General features: G+C 64.0%; 24 protein-coding genes. 12 read left to right on the top strand and 12 right to left on the bottom strand.

The features are described 5' to 3' along the window. Positions 1 to 98: 98 nt before the first annotated feature. Entirely contained in the window at positions 99 to 473 is a 375-nt protein-coding gene (locus H977_RS0120225) for a cellulose-binding domain-containing protein (protein WP_051288973.1), read from the bottom strand. Between the two features lie 192 nt (positions 474 to 665). After that, positions 666 to 1,295, bottom strand: coding sequence for a hypothetical protein (locus H977_RS0120220; protein WP_231396013.1), 630 nt, complete (start codon positions 1,293 to 1,295; stop codon positions 666 to 668). Positions 1,296 to 1,813: 518 nt separating this feature from the next. Here H977_RS0120220 and H977_RS0120215 point away from each other — a divergent pair. Further along, positions 1,814 to 2,197, top strand: coding sequence for a VOC family protein (locus tag H977_RS0120215; protein ID WP_029109563.1), 384 nt, complete (start codon positions 1,814 to 1,816; stop codon positions 2,195 to 2,197). Between the two features lie 41 nt (positions 2,198 to 2,238). Next, positions 2,239 to 2,523 carry a DUF1905 domain-containing protein gene (locus H977_RS0120210; protein ID WP_029109562.1) on the top strand — a complete coding sequence of 95 codons (285 nt, stop codon included), beginning with the start codon at positions 2,239 to 2,241 and terminating at the stop codon, positions 2,521 to 2,523. A gap of 80 nt (positions 2,524 to 2,603) precedes the next feature. Here the strand turns inward: H977_RS0120210 and H977_RS0120205 are convergent, their stop codons facing one another. Beyond that, positions 2,604 to 3,419: an MBL fold metallo-hydrolase gene (locus tag H977_RS0120205; RefSeq protein WP_036476491.1), complete on the bottom strand. Its 816-nt coding sequence runs from the start codon at positions 3,417 to 3,419 to the stop codon at positions 2,604 to 2,606. 16 nt (positions 3,420 to 3,435) lie between these two features. Then, positions 3,436 to 4,068 (bottom strand): TetR/AcrR family transcriptional regulator, encoded by a 633-nt coding sequence (locus tag H977_RS33575; protein ID WP_286162655.1) that lies wholly within the window; start codon positions 4,066 to 4,068, stop codon positions 3,436 to 3,438. A gap of 115 nt (positions 4,069 to 4,183) precedes the next feature. On the opposite strand from H977_RS33575, the gene H977_RS0120195 reads away from it, so the two are divergent. Then, the gene (locus H977_RS0120195) at positions 4,184 to 5,140 is read left to right on the top strand and encodes a zinc-binding dehydrogenase (protein WP_231396011.1); all 957 of its coding nucleotides are present in this window, start codon (positions 4,184 to 4,186) and stop codon (positions 5,138 to 5,140) included. Between the two features lie 59 nt (positions 5,141 to 5,199). On the opposite strand, the gene pip is transcribed toward H977_RS0120195, so the two are convergent. Beyond that, entirely contained in the window at positions 5,200 to 6,174 is a 975-nt protein-coding gene (pip, locus tag H977_RS33570) for a prolyl aminopeptidase (protein WP_036476488.1), read from the bottom strand. A gap of 119 nt (positions 6,175 to 6,293) precedes the next feature. Here pip and H977_RS0120185 point away from each other — a divergent pair, with 119 nt between their 5' ends. Continuing rightward, positions 6,294 to 6,749 (top strand): DUF1942 domain-containing protein, encoded by a 456-nt coding sequence (locus H977_RS0120185; RefSeq protein ID WP_029109559.1) that lies wholly within the window; start codon positions 6,294 to 6,296, stop codon positions 6,747 to 6,749. A 51-nt stretch (positions 6,750 to 6,800) separates the two neighbouring features. Here H977_RS0120185 and H977_RS33565 read toward each other — a convergent pair whose 3' ends face one another. Next, positions 6,801 to 7,262, bottom strand: a complete 462-nt coding sequence (locus tag H977_RS33565; protein WP_051288963.1) for a heat shock protein transcriptional repressor HspR — start codon at positions 7,260 to 7,262, stop codon at positions 6,801 to 6,803. A gap of 84 nt (positions 7,263 to 7,346) precedes the next feature. Here H977_RS33565 and H977_RS0120175 point away from each other — a divergent pair, with 84 nt between their 5' ends. Then, positions 7,347 to 8,078 carry a PAS and ANTAR domain-containing protein gene (locus H977_RS0120175; protein ID WP_231396009.1) on the top strand — a complete coding sequence of 244 codons (732 nt, stop codon included), beginning with the start codon at positions 7,347 to 7,349 and terminating at the stop codon, positions 8,076 to 8,078. A gap of 125 nt (positions 8,079 to 8,203) precedes the next feature. Next, the gene (locus H977_RS0120170; protein ID WP_029109557.1) at positions 8,204 to 8,485 is read left to right on the top strand and encodes an ANTAR domain-containing protein; all 282 of its coding nucleotides are present in this window, start codon (positions 8,204 to 8,206) and stop codon (positions 8,483 to 8,485) included. 38 nt (positions 8,486 to 8,523) lie between these two features. On the opposite strand, the gene H977_RS0120165 is transcribed toward H977_RS0120170, so the two are convergent. Continuing rightward, positions 8,524 to 9,285 (bottom strand): alpha/beta hydrolase family protein, encoded by a 762-nt coding sequence (locus H977_RS0120165; protein ID WP_029109556.1) that lies wholly within the window; start codon positions 9,283 to 9,285, stop codon positions 8,524 to 8,526. 436 nt (positions 9,286 to 9,721) lie between these two features. On the opposite strand from H977_RS0120165, the gene H977_RS0120160 reads away from it, so the two are divergent. From H977_RS0120160 to H977_RS35380, 3 genes are all read left to right on the top strand, one after another. After that, entirely contained in the window at positions 9,722 to 10,225 is a 504-nt protein-coding gene (locus H977_RS0120160) for a DinB family protein (RefSeq protein WP_029109555.1), read from the top strand. A 33-nt stretch (positions 10,226 to 10,258) separates the two neighbouring features. Beyond that, positions 10,259 to 10,678 carry a nuclear transport factor 2 family protein gene (locus H977_RS0120155; RefSeq protein ID WP_029109554.1) on the top strand — a complete coding sequence of 140 codons (420 nt, stop codon included), beginning with the start codon at positions 10,259 to 10,261 and terminating at the stop codon, positions 10,676 to 10,678. 206 nt (positions 10,679 to 10,884) lie between these two features. Next, positions 10,885 to 11,175 carry a hypothetical protein gene (locus H977_RS35380; protein WP_155946728.1) on the top strand — a complete coding sequence of 97 codons (291 nt, stop codon included), beginning with the start codon at positions 10,885 to 10,887 and terminating at the stop codon, positions 11,173 to 11,175. 47 nt (positions 11,176 to 11,222) lie between these two features. Here the strand turns inward: H977_RS35380 and H977_RS0120150 are convergent, their stop codons facing one another. Continuing rightward, entirely contained in the window at positions 11,223 to 11,483 is a 261-nt protein-coding gene (locus H977_RS0120150) for a hypothetical protein (RefSeq protein ID WP_029109553.1), read from the bottom strand. Positions 11,484 to 11,578: 95 nt separating this feature from the next. After that, positions 11,579 to 12,895, bottom strand: a complete 1,317-nt coding sequence (locus tag H977_RS0120145; protein ID WP_502691187.1) for a DUF1254 domain-containing protein — start codon at positions 12,893 to 12,895, stop codon at positions 11,579 to 11,581. A gap of 296 nt (positions 12,896 to 13,191) precedes the next feature. On the opposite strand from H977_RS0120145, the gene H977_RS33560 reads away from it, so the two are divergent. After that, on the top strand, positions 13,192 to 14,241 hold the full coding sequence (locus H977_RS33560; protein WP_051288971.1) for an AraC family transcriptional regulator: 1,050 nt from the start codon (positions 13,192 to 13,194) through the stop codon (positions 14,239 to 14,241). Between the two features lie 67 nt (positions 14,242 to 14,308). On the opposite strand, the gene H977_RS0120135 is transcribed toward H977_RS33560, so the two are convergent. The 3 genes from H977_RS0120135 to H977_RS0120125 all read right to left on the bottom strand — a co-directional run bounded on the left by H977_RS0120135 (position 14,309) and on the right by H977_RS0120125 (position 18,181). Next, positions 14,309 to 15,538: a S1C family serine protease gene (locus tag H977_RS0120135; RefSeq protein ID WP_029109551.1), complete on the bottom strand. Its 1,230-nt coding sequence runs from the start codon at positions 15,536 to 15,538 to the stop codon at positions 14,309 to 14,311. Between the two features lie 478 nt (positions 15,539 to 16,016). Then, positions 16,017 to 16,427 carry a transglycosylase family protein gene (locus H977_RS0120130; protein ID WP_029109550.1) on the bottom strand — a complete coding sequence of 137 codons (411 nt, stop codon included), beginning with the start codon at positions 16,425 to 16,427 and terminating at the stop codon, positions 16,017 to 16,019. A gap of 398 nt (positions 16,428 to 16,825) precedes the next feature. Further along, positions 16,826 to 18,181, bottom strand: a complete 1,356-nt coding sequence (locus H977_RS0120125) for an alpha/beta hydrolase-fold protein (protein WP_029109549.1) — start codon at positions 18,179 to 18,181, stop codon at positions 16,826 to 16,828. 468 nt (positions 18,182 to 18,649) lie between these two features. Between H977_RS0120125 and H977_RS0120120 the strand changes: the two genes are divergently transcribed. Together H977_RS0120120 and H977_RS0120115 are read left to right on the top strand one after the other, a co-directional pair. Further along, complete coding sequence (locus tag H977_RS0120120) at positions 18,650 to 19,039, top strand: TA system antitoxin ParD family protein (protein WP_029109548.1); 390 nt, start codon at positions 18,650 to 18,652, stop codon at positions 19,037 to 19,039. A 37-nt stretch (positions 19,040 to 19,076) separates the two neighbouring features. Continuing rightward, complete coding sequence (locus tag H977_RS0120115; RefSeq protein ID WP_029109547.1) at positions 19,077 to 19,655, top strand: ATPase; 579 nt, start codon at positions 19,077 to 19,079, stop codon at positions 19,653 to 19,655. Positions 19,656 to 19,664: the final 9 nt, after the last annotated feature.

Here is a 19,664-nt window from a genome sequence, read left to right as displayed (position 1 = left end):
CATCGCAGATGGTCGAACCTATTGGTCCACAGTGTTTTTCGCAGAAACCCGCCTGCGTATGCATGATTGCGGCACGGTGATCACATACGCAGTAACCGCTAAGTGCAGAAATACTGCCCGTTCAGCACACAATTCAACGGTGGCGTATAGGAACCGCTCAGCACACCCCTCATGCCACCTTTGGCTGAACCGCCCGGCGGAATGATGCGATTCCAGTTCACGGGTCTGAGGACATAGTGCGTGCCAGATTGGGTGAGCGTGCTGCTCCACGTGTGCGAGATGGATTCTCCTACCGGCAAGTCGAATTCGAGCTTCCAGTCGGTCAGAGGCGCCATGCTCAAGTTGGTGATGGTGAAGCGGGCGATGAAACCGGTCTGCCACGTCGATGTCACCGACAACGTCCCCGTGGCCGCGGCCGCATGAGCAACCGGAGTGATCGCGAGCCCGAGGACGGCCACTGTCAGTGCCGTCATGGCGACGTGAAGCGCTGTGCGCCAGCGCTTCACATGCTTGTCCTGTCCCGTTCGGCCACAGCAGTCAACACTAGAGCCGAACAGGCGATATCGGAGCCGCGTCGCCGATATGGTGCAGTACTTTGGCCCAATTGAAACCGTCACGGAATTTTCTTGCCGGCTTTGAGCGACGCAGCCGGACCCATCCAGCGGTTAGGTGACCGGTTGCAGCGTGGCGCCGGCGGCCTGGCTGTACAAGCCTGCGGCCGCGCTCATCGCGTTCTTGATCGTGTTGTAGTACTGAGTTCCGACTCCGCCGTGGTACTTGGACAGTTGTGGGTTCTGCGCGAGCGTGGCCGCGAGCACGGTGTCATTGGTGATGCCGTATTTCTTGTACGCCTCGGTGAACCGGGCGATGAACCGGGCGATCGCCTTGTTGGGGTCTTGGCGTTCGGCCACGGAGCCGAAACTGGCTTTCTCCTGGAATAGGCCGATGACCTCGTCAGCGCCGCCCCCAGGGCCGCCGTAGGCCTGCACACCGCCGGACACGGTCGGGCGGAAAGTGGACTCGATTTTCGCGGTGGCGATGACGGTCTTGATCTGGTCGTCGTCGAGCCTGGCGGCCTTGCCCTGGCTCACGATGGCTTTGACGATGTCCTGCGCGCTGGAGTCTTTGGTCACGACCACCGGCGGAGGGACGATGGCGGCCCTCGTCTTGGTGACTACGCCGCCCGCCGGCCGTGGCTCGACCGCGACTGCCGTATGCCGGTGCATCGGCTGGGAGAGCAGAGTGGCACCGCCGAGTCCGGTAACAACGAGGCAGGTGGTGATGATCTTTTTCATTTGATGGCGTTTTCCGAACGTGTCCGTTGGCCGGTCGGCTTTCGGCATGGTCTTGCTCTCCTCTGCGGGGGATCTGAACTTGTGGATCCGCGTGTCGGATACAAACCCCCCTCCAACCCCGGCTCTCGGCGCGAGAAGACAGGGTTGGACTGCACACCGATGGCCATGCGGCGACCAAGCACCGACCGATCGGATGCGCACCAGAAAAAGTTTGCTGCCTGTACTACAGCGTGGCGAAACGAGAGCTAGCTCGCCGCCGACACCTCACATTCGTGGCAACAACCACCCTGTTTGCCACGATGTGATCCGTGTCACCTTGCCTGGTACTACTACGTAGTAGTAATTAGCCATGCACTGTATTGGAACATCTTGGGTCTGGCAAAACCGCAGTACAGATCGACCAAAGTGGCGCTTGAGCGCGTCAGATTGGGGCGGACTTTCCCTTTGCCCCCAGATCCTCCCGCCGAGAATTGACACGCTCGCGATGAGTCTTCGACTGCAGCGGAGTCTGATTGAGCATGACGATGACGACCAGAGTGCTGAGTGTGTCGGTTCCGGTATCTGACCAGGACGCCGCGCTGAAGTTTTACACCGACGTGCTGGGATTCGAGCTTCGCAACGACGTGGAGGTCTGGCCTGGTGCGCGCATGATCGAGGTCGTGCCGCCAGGCTCGAATGTCGCGCTGGTTCTGCTACCACTCGACAGCCAGATCCCGATTGCGATCCGGATGGGTACCCCTGACGCTCAACAAGCCCACGACGAGGTCCGCGCCGCAGGCGTGACCCTGCACAACGACGAGCTGGTCCGTATCGAGGGCGTACCGGCGATGTTCTCCTTCACCGACCCCGACGGCAACGGCTTGGTGTACCTGGAGGACGTCGACCAGGCCACGTCGCGCTGACCGACCGTCGCCTCGCTCAACAAGTAAGGAGGACCGCGATCATGGCGAATCCGCAGCCCTTGGACATCACATTCACCGCTCGTCTGGGCAAAGCGCGCCCAGGCGACACCTGGACCTGCGTCCAGCTGCCCGACTCGGCGCAGATCTTCGGCACCCGGGGGCTGGTCAAGGTCGCCGGCACCGTCGATGGCCAGCCGTTCACCGGAGCGTTCATGGCCCTGGGCGACGGAACCCACAAGCTCCCAGTGGCTGCTGCAATCCGCAAGGTGATCGGCAAAAACGACGGTGATGACGTCGAGGTCCACCTCACCGAGCGGCTGAACTGAGCCCGTGACGTCTCGCTACACGCACACATCCGTTGCGGTACAGGCATATTGGAACATCTGACCGAGCCCGGCCCATCGCCTCACGGGCGTAGCGACAGCCAGGTGCCATGGTCCGCGACACGCAGAATCGGGGTGAGGCCGGCGTCATCGAAAGCGCTCACGATGTCGTCGCGGCCTTCGGTGAAGTGTTCCCAACCGGCGTAGTGGGCGGGGATGTTGACCGGGGCGCCGAGAACCGCGGCGGCTGCGGCGGCTCGGACGCTGTCGAAACTGACCGGGCGATGCCGCAACTTGCCGGGGACACGGGCAGCGCCGGCGTGCAGGACCGTCGCATCGATTTTGCCGACACGACGGGCGATCTCGGCAACAGCGCGGATGGAAGCGTTGTCACCGCTGATGTAGACGGTGGGCAGTCCGCTGCCCGACAGCACGAATCCGATGACTTCGCAGTTGATGTTGCCGTCCGGGTCGCGCTCACCGTCCTCAGGACCGTGGACAGCAGGGACGGCCGTGATGGTCAGCTCGCCGCCGTCTGGCCGCGCAAGACGGTGAGTGCTCCACTCCGCCATGCCCACGGCTGGAGCGCCCAGGCGCTGAGCGCCGCCGAGGGTGGTGAGGAGCAACGGTGCGGCCAGGGCGAAGGCGCGGCCGCGGTCGTCGAAGTTGTCGGTGTGGTTGTCGTGGCTGACGAGCACGACGTCGACGGCGCCGAGTTGGTCCTCGACGATGACGGGTCCTTCCGTCTTGGTCAGGTAACCGTGCGGGCCCGGGTCGTCGAAGGTCGGGTCGCTGACGATACGCAGACCGCCGAGGTCGAGAACCGTGGTCGGGCCGCCCACGACGAGCGCTGCGCAGTCTTCTCGGAGCAGTTCGGATTGCGTTGTGACAGTTGCCATGGCAGAGCTCCTACCGTCATCGTGTTGAGTGAGGATCTGGATGCGGCCGCGCTACGCACGCGATGAGTCCCGGGGAGCGTGGCAATTTGCTCGTCGCACCGGAAGGCCGAAACGCGTCGATGGCGAGCGCCGCGAAGCGTCGAGCCGCCACCTCCCGGTCCGATGGTGCCGTCGAGGACAGTCCGCGCCCGGCAAGCAGCACCAGTACGAGATCGTCGATGACGAAGTCGTGGCGCAGCTCGCCGGCCGCCTTGGCGCGGTCGGCCAGCTGGGTTAGCTTCCGCAGTACCAAAGCGCGGTGGGCTGCCAACGTGTCGATCTGAGGGTTCGCCGACGTGAAGGCATCCACGAAACCCTGGTTGCGACTGTTGAGGACGCTGATCCGTTCGATCACCGAGCAGAACCCTCGCCACGGGTCGGGATCTGCCCAACCGTCGTTCACGATGTCTCGGCATGATCGCATTTCGTCCGCGAAGGCCTCGTCGACCAACATCTGCTTGGTAGGGAACCGTCGATACAGGGTCGCGGGACCGACGCCGGCGCGCCGGGCGACCTCGCGCATCGTGATGTCCATTCCGCGTTCCGAAAAGAGTTGTCGCGCAACCTTGAGGACACGGTCCCGATTGTCCTGTGCGTCGGAACGGAGCATGTGAGGCAATCGAGCGGCCATGGTTCTCACTTCACGGAAGTGGACGGGGGCGTCCGTTAACGTCGCAAACGATACCGCAGACAAATGTAGCGAGACGGAGGCGATGGTGCGCGCAGTGGCGATCCAGGAATTCGGCGACCCGAGCGGTATGGCGGTGATCGAAACGCCGTCTCCGGTTCCAGCGCCGGGACAGGTGGTCATCGCGACGGAGGCGATCGGGGTCGGCGGCGTCGATGCGGTGATTCGCCGCGGCACACTCGCCGGATATGGGTTCTCCGAGGGCATGATCCCGGGCAGCGAGGTGGCGGGCACCGTGACCGCGGTCGGTGCCGCCGTCGACTCGGCGTGGGTGGGCAGGCGCGTGTGGGCATTCACCCGCACCGGCGGCTACGTCGAGCAGGCGGTTGCCGGCATCGAAGACATCGTCGCGCTGCCGGAAGATCTATCGTCGATCGACGCGGTGACGCTGGGTGGTTCGGCGACAGTCGCGCACTTCGCACTTGCCCACGCGCACTTCGCCCCTGGCGAATCCGTGCTCGTACGCGGTGCCGCGGGCAGCATCGGCATCGCGACCGTGGAAATCGCGGCGCGCGCGGGGGCGGGCATCGTCGCGGTGACGACGTCAACGCCCGAGCGCGGCAGACGACTTCGCGCTCTGGGTGCCACGCATGTGCTCGACCGCGCCGGCGAAGGCGATTCCGCTGCGCCGAAGTCGTTCGACGTGATCATCGATATCGTCGGCGGGACAGGGCTTCCCGCATTCGTCGACCGTCTGGCACCGAATGGACGCCTGGTCCTCGCGGGCGTGGTGGCCGGACTACCCCCTGCGGACTTCGGACGGCGACTCATCGACCTGGCCGCATTCCAGCAGTCCCGCTCGTTCGCCACCTTCAGCCTCGACACTGTGCCGGCCGATACGACGGCAACGGTTCGTGCCGCACAGTTCGACGCAGCGGTGCGCGCGGAATTACATGCCGTCGTGCACGAGGTCCTTCCCCTTGAGCTGGCGGCCGAAGCGCACCGTCAGATGGATCAAGGGCGTGTGTTCGGCCGGATCGTCCTCACTCCTTGAGAGGTTGGTTCGCCCTTCGCCTTGAGCGACGCCATGGGTTCACGGCACTGATCGACCGGTTACGGCGGCCATCGGGGGCCGCGGCTCAGATCGCCGTCGGTGAACCGTGAAATCGCCTGCCGAACAGCATCTTCCATCGCAGCACTTCCCGTATGCCCAGAATCTTCGATCACCACCAACTCGGCGTCGGGCCAGGCTTGAGCGAGCTCCCATGCGGTGATCAGCGGTGCCGAGAGGTCGAGCCTGCCATGGATGAGCACTCCGGGAATGCCCGCGAGTCTGCCGGCCTCGCGCAACAACTGCCCGTCGTCGAGCCATGCGTAGTGGGCAAAGAAGTGGGTGCAGATCCGCACGAAAGCCAGTCTCGCCTCATCCGGTTTGGCGCTGTACTGCCCCGGGCTGCCTTGCGTCTCGTGGGCGATCGCGGCATCTTCCCAGGCGCACCACTCCCGTGCGGCATGCCGGCGCACTTCAGGGTCAGGATGCTCCATCAGCCGGCGATACGCCTGCACCAGATTCCCGTCCCTCAGATGCGCAGGGGCACCGGCCCGGAACCGTTCCCACTGTTGAGGCAACAGTCGTCGCAGCCCGCGATAGAGCCAGTCGATTTCGCTGCGCCGCGTCATGGTGACACCGATGAGGATGATGCCGGCCACGCGATGTGGGTAACGCTGGGCATAGGCCAGGATCAGAGTCGAGCCCCAGGATCCACCGAAGAGCAGCCATCGATCCACGCCGAGGTGATTTCGCAACTTCTCCATATCCGCCAGGAGATGGTCAGTCGTGTTCAGGCGCATCGCTGTTGCCGGATCCGCGGCGCTGGGCACACTGTTCCCGCACCCTCGTTGGTCGAACGAAACGATCTGAAACACCGTGTGGTCAAAAGACTTGTGTGCGGTGCGGGACCGCCCGCCGCCGGGGCCGCCATGCACAATCAACACAGTCCGCCCGCGTGGATTTCCTCGGGATTCCCAGAACACCAGGTTCCCGTCGCCGACATCGAGCAAGCCTTCGCGACGCGCCTCATCCCCCACAGGTCGCCACGTTAGCCGACGGCCGCTCGCAGGTTTGTAATCCTCGTGTGCGGTTACCCGTCAGGTGGAACCACACGCAATCACTCTTGGAGACAGGAGAATGGCGGAGGGAGCTTGAGGTGACGTTTTCGCAAATCGCTCTGAAAACTACAGTGGCCGCTGCCGGAGTGGCGGTGGCCGGAGTCTTGGCGGCGCCACCCGGGTTCGCCGATCCGGAGGTGCTGCAGTTCGGGCAAACCGCAGAGGTCCCGAGTCCGGGAGGCGCCATCGACTACACCGTCAGTAACTTGCGCCCCAGCGGTCACAACGACGGCATTTGGTACTCCGACGTGACGGCCCGAGCTGTGAGTGGCTCCCCCACTCCGAACATTTCCGATTTCAACGCGCGAGCCGTCAACAGCTCCACGTACGCGGACATGAAGGGCAATCAGACGGACGGACTTCCCAACCAACCGATCGCGCCGGGCACCCAGACAACCGGGCGGGTCTACTTCGACGTACGAGGCGCCACCGCCCCGGACAGCGTCGTTTATCGGGACGCCGGGGGCACCGACAAGGTTGTCTGGAGAGACTGACCCATCCAGTGCCCGCGGATGGCGCTCGACGCCGCTGGAGACCGAGACTTCTTACTGGCCGGTGCGTCTCGCGGAATCTGGGTTGTGCCCGGAGCCATGACGCCCTCCGCCACGGGCCGCGGCCTTCTGCCGTGGCTGCGGTTGCGGGGTCTCTCGGTCGGCCTCGAGCGCAGCGTTGCGCAATTCCAGCTCGCTGTTGACGGATTCGAGCTCGACGTTCTTCTCCTGCAGATCGAGGATCTGGACTATGCCGGCCAAATTGATGCCCTGGTCGACCAATTCGGTGATCCGCCGTAGCTGTTCGATGTCGTCATCGCTGTAGCGCCGGGTCCCGCCCGCGGTCCGCGACGGGTTGATCAATCCCCACCGTTCGTAGAGGCGCAGCGTCTGCGGCCCGATCCCGGAGAGCTCGGCGGCCACCGAGATTCCGTACACGCCGCGCGCCGACCGCGCGGCCCCATCCTCCTTCGTCACACCCTCTCTCCATCCTCCGTGACCAATCGCTTCACCCATCTTCGTCGAATAAGGGTAGAACCGTCGATACAACAAGGCTATGCTTTCAGACATAGGTTTTCCAGTCCTGAGGGAAGGCCAAATATGGTGGAGAACTCATCAGATCTGACCCCGGATGTGGACGAGCGGACCACGTCCACCCTGTTCGTGCCAGAAACGAACATCGACTCGGTGGACGGCGACGGCAGCATCGCTCAGGAGCTCACGGCAGTGGAGACGGTCATGGGTTCCGGTGCGCCGCAACGGGTCGGACGATTCAGGTTCTTACTGGACGGCCAACGGTGGGAATGGTCCGATGCGGTTGCGCGGATGCACGGGTACGAGCCCGGCACGGTCCAGCCCACCACCGAGTTGCTCTTGCAACACAAGCACCCCGAGGACCGTGAACAGGTGGCCGCGGTACTGGACCTCGTGTTGGGCGGCCAACCGTTCAGCAGCCGTCACCGCATCATCGACACCGAAGGCCACACCCATTTGGTGATCGTGGTGGGCGACCTTCTGCGTGACGACCAGGGCACCGTGACCGGCACCTCGGGGTTCTACATCGATGTCACCGAGGCCCAGCAGTCAGAGATCACCGCGATGATGTCCGATATCGCCGCCTCAAGGTCCCTCATCGAACAGGCCAAAGGCGTACTCATGGCCGCCTATGGTGTTTCGGCCCAGCGTGCATTCGAGATCCTGGTCTGGCGCTCCCAAGAGACGAACACCAAACTTCGTGAATTCGCCGCCCAGTTCCTTGAGGCGATCTCGGGCAAGGTTCCGCCCACCGGGCTGACCTACGTCGACCAGGCGCTTCTCACCACCTCCCGCTGACCGCACGACGAGCGCGGGAACGTTGCCAAAGGACCCGTCACCGACCGCTCGGACGGTGGGGCGCACGACCGGTGGGTACACAACGAAATGACCGATGCGACAGTCATGCTGGAGGTGATGACGATATGTACGCCCACACCGGATCGCCCGGCCAGACATCCGCGGGTGCGCGGGCGCTGGACACTGCCAAAGGAATCGTCGTGGGCCTACGACGATGCAGCGTCGAGCAAGCGTTCGACGAGATTGTGGAGCACGCCCGGCAGCATTCGGTCGGTCCGATCTGCCTCGCCGACGCGCTCGTGGCGATCGCGCAGGCGGCACCGACCCACCATCTCGACGACCGCGTCGTCGATGCCGCCCGCACGATGTGGGACCAATTGCAACCCAGCCCTGCCGGCCATCGATGAGGGCCGCCACGACGGCGACCCACAGACACCCGTTGAGGTCAGTCCGACCCGCCTCTCGCGTAACGGCGAAGGTGGCGAGCGAAGAACCGAGCCGAACTGTCGCGTGCGTGTTCCGGTGCAGAATGAGGCCGGCCCGAATGGGCGTGCAGAGTCTTCTCCGTCGACCCGAACGCATCGAACAAATCGACCTCGTATGCGCGATTGAAAATGTCGTTGTCCCAAGGGATCCAATACTCGACCGGAACTCTGATCCGCCGTGCGGCCTCGATCAGAGTGTCGTCTACGAAAACCGCGCCGAAGCTCACGGCAGCGATCCGGGGTTCGACCGCGGCCAACAGCAGCCCGGTCACGACTCCCGATGACACGCCGCCATATCCGATGGGCGCTTCGTCGCCGATCTCCGGCCACGCCAGTAACGCGTCCAGCGTTGCTTGCCATTCCGGTACCGCACGCCGCGCGAGCGACATGCTGTAGTCGATGACGATGGGGGCGATCGGCTCCCCCGCCGCACGGGCCCGATGGATTTCCTCGGCCCACTGTTGATCCTGATCGCTTCGGGGCCGGTCGCCATGTCCCGGTGCGTCGATGGCAGCGACGGTGAACCCATGGGCGGTAACGCTGTGAAGCGCGTTGGCCACCAGCCCGGGAGCCTTCTTGTGCATGCCGCCGGAGTGCCCCAACAAGAGCAGTGGCCCACCGACGGACGTCGATGCGGGCGACCACAGCACGCCGGTGACCTCGCCCACGGCGAAATTGCGTTCGATGACACCGTTCGACGATGTCGCAGAAATGAATTGCATGGTGTTGCCTTTCGGGATTGCCTGTTTCAGGCGCTCCCGGCGACACCTACGTCAACGCCCGACCGTGAGCACGAGTGGGAGCACCCACATGATTCCTGCGGTCATGGGTCTCACCTCCTCGCGTAATGTCACGGTCTCGCGCACGCTATCAACTTGCATCTGATCCCGTCCAACTAATTTTCGGGGACGCCTGGTCCATCAGCTGTCCCCGAGTCGTCAAGTCGTAGCCCTGAATCAAGATCTCCGACATACTGGCTCTGGCAGCAGCCGTTTCGCCCGCGATCGTCCGCATCCGCGCGTTGGGCGCTCCCCTCTCCCGATCGCCTACCGGCGTCGGCCACCTCGTCGCTGCCCCAGATGCATCGGCACACCCACAGCTTCTGTGACCACGTTCTGCCATCACAGACCACAGCACCCAGAATGGAGCCGAAAACCCATGAATACCTACCGGATTACCAACGGCAGCGAGCGAGAGATCATCGAGAACATGCTCGACCGCAACCGGCAGGCGCTCATCGAGACAGCACGAGGCCTGTCCGAGGCAGACGCCCGCCGTCGGCTCGTCACATCGCTTTCGACGCCGATCTCGATCCTCAAACATGCCGCTGCTGCGGAAAGGATTTGGTTCCAACGGTTCTGGGCCGGTCTCGATGAATCTGAGTGCGACGGATACTCCAACCGCGACGAGGGCACCTTCGCCGTATCAGACGTCGAGACACTGCCCGACGTCATCGCCGAGTTCGAGCGCGCGAGCCGGCGGTCACGAGCCATCGCGGCCGGGTTCGACCTCGACGACACAAAGCACAATCCCCGCGAAGGCACAGTCAGCATGCGATGGACCCTGCTCGCCATGATCGAAGAGTTCGCCAGGCACGCGGGTCACGGAGATATTCTTCGCGAACAGATCGATTCCGATCACCGGGCGCGTGAAACTCCTTGAACTCAAGTGCAGTTGAGATATTACGGTTGAGCGATGACGACGCGACGCCCCGACCTCGATGATCCGACCCTCGACGGCTCGCAAGCGGTGCGTGATCTGATCGACCAACTTCAGCGTGGCGGCGACGCGGGCGACGCCGACGTCTACGACAGCATGTTCGCCGGCGACATCCTTTGGGGCACGCCGAAAGGCGCGGCACTCCAAGGATATTCGATCCTCAACCCGATTCACCGCCGGATGATGAGCGGCCCACCTGTTGTTCCGCCATCACGCTTTGAACTGGCGCAGGTCGTCTGCCCCGCACCAGGGGTGACCGTGGCGCAGATTCGCCGAAGTGCGCTTGACGGTGGTTTCAGCGAGATGGCGATGTACGTCTTGGTGCTCAGTGGCGGAAAATGGTGGGTCGCCGCAGCCCAGAACACCCCGATCGTAGATGCCCTGCCGTCCACGTGAGCGGACTCCTCTGACAACTGGCATCGCCAGGATCTGCCAGCGAAGCTCCGGTTTTCACCCACGGCACCTGCGGAACTGCAAGCATGGGCAATACCGGATCGGCCATGGCAAACGTCAAGCCGCCCCGCGTCAGGTCCCAGGTAAAGGAGCGGCAGATGAGTCGGACGATGACTTGTGAGGCACGAAACACGCTGAACAGAGCAGCCGTGGCGGCGATTGCTGGACTATCCGTGCTGGGTGCGGTGCTTCCAGCGAATATCGCCGCCGTCGCTTCAGCGCCACCCGGCATGCTCGCGACTTTCGAACCCAATAGCCCGGATGATCCGGCATGCGCGACTGAGGGGTGGAATCCGTCCTGCTTCGGAGGCATGTACGACCAGGCGCCCGACGACGGCATCCCCGGAGATGACGCTGCCGGAGGCGGGATCCCGGCCCCGGCAATGGTGCCCAATGTCGACGGGTCGATGAGCCCGCCTGGAACACCTGGGGCCATCTAGTCGTCACCTCGGCAATCCCCGAGGGGCCGGCGCTTTCCGATCACGAATCAGCAAGGCTCCCCGGGCGGAGTGTAGTAGGGCACGCCTTCGACGGTGTAACAAGGGATTTCACCGGCAACATAGGGATCGTGGGCTGCGGCGATGGCCGCACCGGTGGCGGCGTCACCGGCGATGTCGGTGCAGCCGCCGGCGGCGAAATGGCGTCCGTCGGCGCCGGCACAGACTTCCGCGCCCGCGGCGGGCGCTCCCGTCATCGGCGCTATGGACAGGGCCGTGGCAGCAATGAGGACGAGCGTGCACTTCTTCATCGGAACCTCCAAGTTCGGTGATCGACATACGAAACCATGCGTGTACGTGCTCTCATCCGGGTTGAATCCAGCGGCCACCTCGCGCAGGATGGGTTCTAGACCTTCTGCGGTTTGGGTGCCTGCCAGTGGCCATCGATCGCGGATTGCTCGGGCCAGTACAGCCGTTCGACGAGACTGAACGGGCCTTGCGGAGCAGGCAGCCAGTTGGATTCCTTGTCCGCGCCTGGTGATGCGTGCTGAATGTAGAGGGTGTAACCGCCGTCGGCGTCGGGTTTGAGGCTCGGCAGCATCGCTGAGTTGACCAGGTACCGGTCGATGGGATTGGCCGCCAGCAGGATCTCCGGCAGCTTGTACATGGTCAACGACCAGAACGCCTTGACAGGAGGCAGCTGTCCGGGCGGGAACCGGTAGGTGTAGTTGTTGGCCCCGTTCAGCGGCGCTCCAGCCGAGTCGGTCGCGAAGTACGGGTAGATCGCCTCCTGCTTGGTGTTGCCGTAGATGCCCAGCACGGCCCCGGCCATCCGGTAGAGGTAGTTGTCGCCCATTTCCTCGGGGCTTCCGAAAAGATCGGCGGTGGTCACCTTCCCGGTGTTGATCTTGTCTGTCTGCAAAGCGGTGAATTCTGCCCAGGCGTCGGCCATTCCGCCTTCGATGGCGGCGCGCATATCGGGTGTCAGCGTGTCTGCGTTGAAGGCGTCGTCACCGCCGATACCGATGGTGGCGAAACGGGCTCGCAGGTCTTTCTCCGACGGCAGCGTCGGGGCGTAGCGCAGCGTGAAGTCCAGGATGTCGAAGAACTCGGCCGAGGTCTTCTCCTGCTCGGGCGCCAGGGGTTTGACGAAGTCGATGGCGGGCGCTGCGGCCGGGGCCGGCTGGTTCAGAAACGCCGACAAGGGTTGGGCCCGGTAGCTTGCCTGGATCTTCTTGACGTTGTCGAGGTCGTCGGGACCGAACAGCTGGGTGCGGTAGGCGGCGAACGCGAAATCGGTGTCGGACTGGACGACTTCGGTGATGCCGGCGGGCTTCTCGCCGTGCCAGTTCGGTCCGGCAAGCAGATATGTGCCGCCGCCGTTGCCGGTGGTGCGGCTGCCGACGTAGGCGAAATTGTAGGTGTAGGCGTCGATGAACTGCACGGAGAAGTAGCGCCCGGCCTCGATGGGCGGGATGGTCAGCACGAGCGGCTCGCTGCGCAGGTCAGCGCCGACGAAGGAATAGGGCGTGTCGGAGTTGGGTGTCTGGATGGCGGTGTCGGCCGGTGTGGCAACGCGGGCGATGCTGTGGAGCTGGTTCCATGCGCCCTTGTAATTCGAATCCTCCTTGTCGACGAAGTAGGAGTATTGGATGCGGTAGTTGTCGACCATCGGAAAGCCGTAAATGTAGGCTTCTTTCGCGATTTCGCGCACTTGCTCCATGCTCAACTCATTCCGATCGTCGGATCCGCCGGTACCGCTGCACGCCGTCAGCGCAGCCGTCGATGCAGCCGTCGCCGCTATCACGGCAACCGCACCCTTCAGCCATTGCCACGAATTGGAGAACTTCAACCCACACCCCTTCATCGGGACAGACCGGCGTGCCGCACCGGCACGCGTGTAGTTACAACGGGCCCGTCCCCATGTCACCGTCGCCAGTGAACCGGGCTCCGATCATCTTGCTGCATGCCGACCAGGTTGTCTTGACTTTCCTGGACAAGTTCTTGACTGTCATGGACATGTTGCTGATCCGGGGCTCTTCACTGACCGGGTATTCGTCACTGGTGACCGCGCACGGCGGTGACCCCGCAGCGTTGCTCGGATTGGTCAACCTCGATGCCGATGACGTCGGGCACCGTGACCGATATATCCCGCTGCGCAACGCCATCGCCGCCGTGGAGGACGCGGCCGTGGTTCTCAACGTGGGTGACTTCGGTCGTCAGCTCGCGCTGCGCCAAAGCATCGACATCCTCGGCCCGGTCGGATTCGCGGCCCGCACCTCGGCCACCGTTGCCGACGCGTTCGCCGTACTCGACACCTACATGAACGCCTACAGTCCCGGCATCGTCACGCGGGTCACTGTCCATCCCGATCCCGCACTGGGCCGGTTCGAGTTCGACTTCCTGCTCAATCCGCGACCTGCGCAGGCGCAGGCGCAGGCGATCGAACTGGCGCTCGGTGTCACATTGCAGGCGCTGCATCTGTTTCTGGGCACCGCCTACCGACCCGTGGCCGTGCACCTGCCCCACCCGGCGCTGGGCACCAAAACCGACTATCGCCGCTATTTCGGTTGCCCGCCGCACTTCGACGAGCCGATCGCCGGATTCACCGTGCGCGCAAGCGATCTGCAACGGCCGCTCAGCCACGACATCGTCGCCCATCAACTCGCCCTGAACTACCTGTCCACCACCCCGGCCACCACGACCCGCGGCCTGGCAGACACTCTGCGCAGCGTCATCCGCCAATTACTGCCGACCGGAAATCTCACCGCCGAGATCGCCGCGCGTCAGTTCGGCCTTCACCCCAAAACCCTGCGTCGCCGCCTGGCCGCCGAAGACACCACCTTCGCCGAACTACTCGAGGAGACCCGCCGCGACGTCGCCCACCGGCTACTGCTCGATACCGACCTGAGCCTGGACCAAATCTGCCGCCATCTCGGCTATGCCGAACACAGCGTGCTCACCCGAGCCTGCAAGCGCTGGTTCGACACCACGCCCACCGCGTACCGCCACAGCGTGGGAAATCCTGCTGTGCTACAACCATTTCCGGGAGCATCGCCGATTACGTGACCCCCCGAAACGGCAATGACGATCGGCCCCAGCCAGGAATACCAGGCTGGGGCCGACTCCGAGGTTCCTACGCCTGCACCTGCCCGAGAGTGACATCCACGGTTCGCGAAGCTCCGGACGCATCCTCATAGGTCAGCGTCACGGTGTCCCCCGGCGCCTTGGAGCGCACGGCGGCGACCAGGGCATCCGGACCGTCGATCACATGGTTGTCGACCTTGGTGATCACTGCTCCTTCCGGCAGGCCCGCGGCTGCTGCCGGACCGCCTGCGACGACGCCGGCGACGGCGGCGCCCCGGGTGTCATTGCCGGAAAGTTGCACGCCCAACGAGGCGTGCTGCACGGTTCCCGTCGAAACAAGTTCGTCGGCAATACGTTTGGCTTGATCCACCGGGATGGCGAAACCCAGACCGATGGATCCGGCTTGCCCGCCACCTTGCGAACCCTGACTGTCCCCCAACGATGCGATCGCCGAATTGACGCCGATGAGGTCCCCGTTCATGTCCACCAGAGCACCACCGGAGTTGCCGGGATTGATCGCGGCGTCAGTCTGAATGGCACTCATCACCGAATGCTGGCCGGATTGCCCGTCGCCGGTCGCGACCGGGCGATCCAGCGCGCTGATGATGCCGGTCGTCACGGTGCCCTGAAGGCCCAGAGGCGAGCCGACCGCAACGACGTTCTGGCCCACCTTGAGGTCTTTCGACGAGCCGATCGTGATCGGAGTGAGCCCGGAGACGTTCTGCGCTTTCACCACCGCTATGTCGTCGTCGGGATCGGTGCCGACAACGGTGAACGGCGCCGTGCGTCCGTCGGACATCGTGATGGTCGCCTGGATGGCGCCGCCGGAGCGACCGGAACTGTTGGCCGAAGGGCCGTCGGGCGAATACGGGTCGTCGCCGGGGAACTGTCCGCCGGGAAGCAGTCCGCGCGGGAATCCGGGGAACGCGCCATCAGGTGACGCCTGCGCGGCCATCGGACCCTGACCGCCGGCACCTTGGGCGGCCGAGGCCACGACGTGGTTGTTGGTCAGGATCAGGCCGTCTTCGCTCAGAACGATGCCGGACCCTTCCTCCCGCCCTTGACCGGTCTCGACCTGCAACTTCACCACGCTGGGCAGCACCTTGGCGGAGACCTGTTCAACAGACCCGGCGGGTGCGGAACCCTTCGGCTGTGCCGGAGCGGCTCCCACGGCCGGCGAAGGTATGCCGATGCGGTCAGCGGCCGGTGCCTGAGCGACTGGCGTCGGGCGTGCGGCGTGATCCACCACGGCGACTGCGGCCACTGCGCCGGTAGCCATCGCCACCGCCGCGGTGCCGGCGACGAGCACACCGACGCGCGACTTCTTCTTCGGCTGTGAACTCTCCTGCACCAGAGGGGCGTCGAACTTCTGGGTCACCTCGGGATGCACCCCATAAGGCGGGTACGGCTGCTGATAGCCCTTGCGGCTCCACGGGCTTGAATCCCGTTGATCCGCCGTGCCATTCGCTTCCCAGTCACGGTTGCTACTTTGCGACGACATCCCCGACCACTGATTCATGCGTTTGCTTCTTCCCTTGCGACACCGACATTTATGCGCCCTGCCGGCGCCTACGTAGATGTTGCGTTACCGCACTGAGGGTTTGCTGAGAGGAGGTTCGGTGCGGCCCAAGACTTTGCCCCGCCGCGCGTGGGCACCGTCACAGGCACACGGGACCGAGCCACCGAAAGCGCAACCGCGGCAGGGACGTCGTCAACCTGAGCTGTCGAGAGCTCACCGCAACTGGCGAAAACGGGTATCAGGACAGCGGATTGAGCACCACGGTACACAGACGTGGCAAGTGCCCGATGGGAATCCACGCCACCATCTGGCGGCAGGTCCCGGTCGCCATGCCGATCGGCCCGCCACACACCGGCCAAGCCCCGAGCCCTTGAGTTCGCAATACGTTGCGGGCCACCTGAATCTGTTCCTCGCGACTGGCCTCGGCGGGCGATCCCCTACCCCCATGGGATGCCCACGTGGCGGGCGCGAATTGGAGCCCACCGTAGAAGCCGTTGCCGGTGTCAGCAGACCAGTTGCCGCCCGATTCACATTGCGCCATCGCGTCCCAGTTCGGTTCCGCACCGGCGTTGGGGACTGTCAAGACGGTCTGAGCCAGAGCGATCGCACCGACGAAACCGAAGACGGTGACGACCTTGCGCACGCGCATGTCGATCCCTTCATCGCGGCATGCACTGCCTGTGCACGCCTGTAATGGCGGGCGAAAGACTATTTGCAGCCCATCGTGATACAGAGTTTACCGATGAGGCGAAAGTAAAATAGCCGTGCTAGAGAGTCTAATTATCTTCTTTGAGTTTATTTAATAGTTATGCGGCTGATGTGGCAGATGGGCATGGCGAGGTCCGGACGCCATGAAAGCAAAACTCCAGGCCAGACCACCTATTGCTGGCAACCGTGCCCTCCCACGTGCACCGACGAGGGTTTCTAAATTCCAGCCTCGCCCACTGTGACAATTGTTGGCTACCGTGAATTAAGTTTCCAAAGCGTTGGTAGTGAAAAGAATGATTTCTGATGCAAATGTGACAGTTGAGAGAGGTGAGGTTGCTGTTACAAAGTGCTACTGACAACGTTGGCTGGACGCAGTCGCGCGATGATCCCGTCGAGATCCTGTAGGAACATGTCGGGACGGAAGACATGACCGCCGGGCACCTCGTGCGCTTCGAACGGGATGCCGGCACGTCCGAGAAGGTCGCGGAACTCCCGTTGGCCGGCAAGGACCTGCGTCTCATTCACGCTGTCGAACCAATTGAGCGGATCGGGACTGGTTCCAGCAACCAGGAAGATCCGCTTGTTGCGGTAGCTCTCGATCCGCTCGACCGGATTGTCGGCACTGACCCTGACCTGGTCCCACAGCGGGGCGCCGTAAACCGTTCCTCCGGCCAGATCCAAGACCGCCGAGGTGATGTTCGCCCAGTGCACCACGAGGCCGAAATCGCGGCGCAGGCTCGCCGGACCGGAGTGAGCGCTGACCGATGCGAAGTGGCCGTAGTACTTGGCCGTGTACTTCAGCGCACCGAAGCCGCCCATCGAGAAGCCACCGACCGCGCGCCCGTCATACTCCGCGTACGTGCGGAAATTCGCCTCGATCCACGGCAGCAGCTGGGCGATGTGGAATGTCTCCCAGTTGCGCGGTCCGACAAAGGAAGTGACCGGGTTGGAATACCAGCCGGCATGCCCCCCGTCGGGCATCACCACGATGATCGGCTTTCCTGCCGTCCAGTCGCGAATACCCATGAAGTCGAACGAGCGGAAGTCGTCGTTGCCGCCGTGGAACATGTAGAGCACGGGGTAGGTGCGGCCGCTGGTGTGGTAGTCGTCCGGGAGCAGGACGTTGACGCCGGGGTTCCATCCGACAGCCGCAGTCTGGAACCGGTAGTACCAGAGGCGGGGGTCGGCCTCGTTGCGGTCGACGATGCGCAGGCCGAACCCGTCGCCACGACCACTGAAGATGACCAGCGTCTGTCCGGGGTTGATGTGACCTGGGTCGGGGATGCCGTTGACACCGGCTATCGGTGGATAGAACGAGGCGTCGCCGTAGAACTGTGATGCCAACGCCGACAACGTATCCCCGGGAGCCACCGTATACCTCTTGAGCTCCGGCACGATGAGCCGTTGCCCCGGATTGAGGCCGGCGCCATCGGCGATGCCGCTGGCGGCAGCTACCAAACGGGACAACTCGGCATGCCCGTAGAAACGGGAAGCCACGGCAGGCAACGTGTCTCCGGGGACGGCGGTGTACCGCGTGTAATCGGGAAAGACCAATTTTTGCCCGACGCTGACGACGTCGGGATTGGGAATTGCGTTGGCCGCCACGATCAGCCGGTACAGTTCCGCGTCTCCGTAGAACCGCAGCGCCAGTGCTGACAGCGTCTCCCCCGCCACGACCGTATGAATCCTGACCATGGTCCCCTCCTTAAGTTGTCACGAGCTCTGGGGCACGAATCCGGCTGCCCTGATGCCCACAAGTCTAGGCGCGCGGCGGCCTGAAACGGTTGACTTCAAAGGCTTTACGGATGTCCGGCGGCTGCCCCCGTACGTCGCGGCCGGCGTGACGACGACGGCAGGGCTGCGGCAAAAATCGGTGACCTTGCCGGTCGTGCCCGTCGGCAGCACTCTCCGCGCTCGTGCCGGGCGAAACCGCCGCACCGCACATCCGACCGTGGCAGTCGCGTCACCATCCGACCTTTCGCCGCCTTCGGCGCCGGCAAGCTCCATCACCGTGGGAACCTTGATGATGTTGACGTCATCAATCGGGCGGTACGGCCGAGAACGCGGTGATATCGAGGGCATATTTCGGGGCATAACGCCGGGACTGCCAACGTTGTAGCATTCTGCTACGCTGGTTTCAGACTGCTACAACGGAGGTCCGTCATGACCGACACCGCAGATCGGGTCACCCGGTTCGCCGCCGACCTGATGGACAGTGCTGCCGCAGAAGGCGCACGTCAGAGCCGATCGGCCAAACAGCAACTCGACCACTGGGCGCGAGTGGGACGGGCGGTATCGAGCCAGCACAGCGCGGCGCGCCGCAAGGTGGAGTCAGCGTTGGCGGGCGACATCCCCCTGCGCGAATTGACGGCCGAGGAAGGCACCGTGTTCGACGCCGAGATCGCCGCCTCCATCGAGGAGAGCCTGGCCCGCGCCGACTACGGCAAGACGCTGGCCGGACGCGGGATCACCACGGTAGCCCTCGACGACAACGGCGAGATCGTGCAGTACCGCCCCGACGGCAGCACTGCGGTGCTGGCGCACCAACCGTGATCGTGGTTTGCGCTGACACGGACCGCACTGTCACGCGGTGAAGCGCCTCGACCTCGTCGTCGGTTGCAACGGCGCCGGCAAGTCCACCTTTGTCGAACTCACCCTCGCACCTCTTCTGCCCGGCAGCGCTTTCGTCAATGCCGATGAGATCGCCAAACGACGGTGGCCCCACGACCCTGGCCCGCACTCCTACGAGGCCGCACTGGTCGCCGCCGAAACCCGGACCAAACTCATCGATCTCGGTGAGTCGTTCATCGCCGAGACGGTGTTCTCACATCCTTCCAAGCTCGAACTCATCGACCACGCACACGCGGCCGGATACACCGTCGTACTGCATTGCCTGCTGATCCCCGAAGATCTGGCTGTTCAGCGCGTGCGCCACCGCGTCCAGGCGGGTGGCCACGATGTGCCCGAGGCGAAGATTCGGGAACGCTACCAACGCCTTTGGGACCTTGTCGCCGTCGCCGCGGTGCGTGCGGACTCCGCGACGTTCTACGACAACAGCACCATCAGAGGCCCCCGGATCGTCGCTCAGATCGCCGGCGGATTCGTCGTCGGATCGCCGACGTGGCCGAAATGGAGTCCCGCGGTGCTCAGTACACGTTTGTCGGGATAGAGACACCGC

It is taken from the genome of Mycobacterium sp. URHD0025 (assembly GCF_000426065.1).
Taxonomy (GTDB): Bacteria; Actinomycetota; Actinomycetes; order Mycobacteriales; family Mycobacteriaceae; genus Mycobacterium.
Note: the sequence above shows the minus strand (reverse complement) of the source record. Positions and strands in the feature narration are given on the sequence as shown.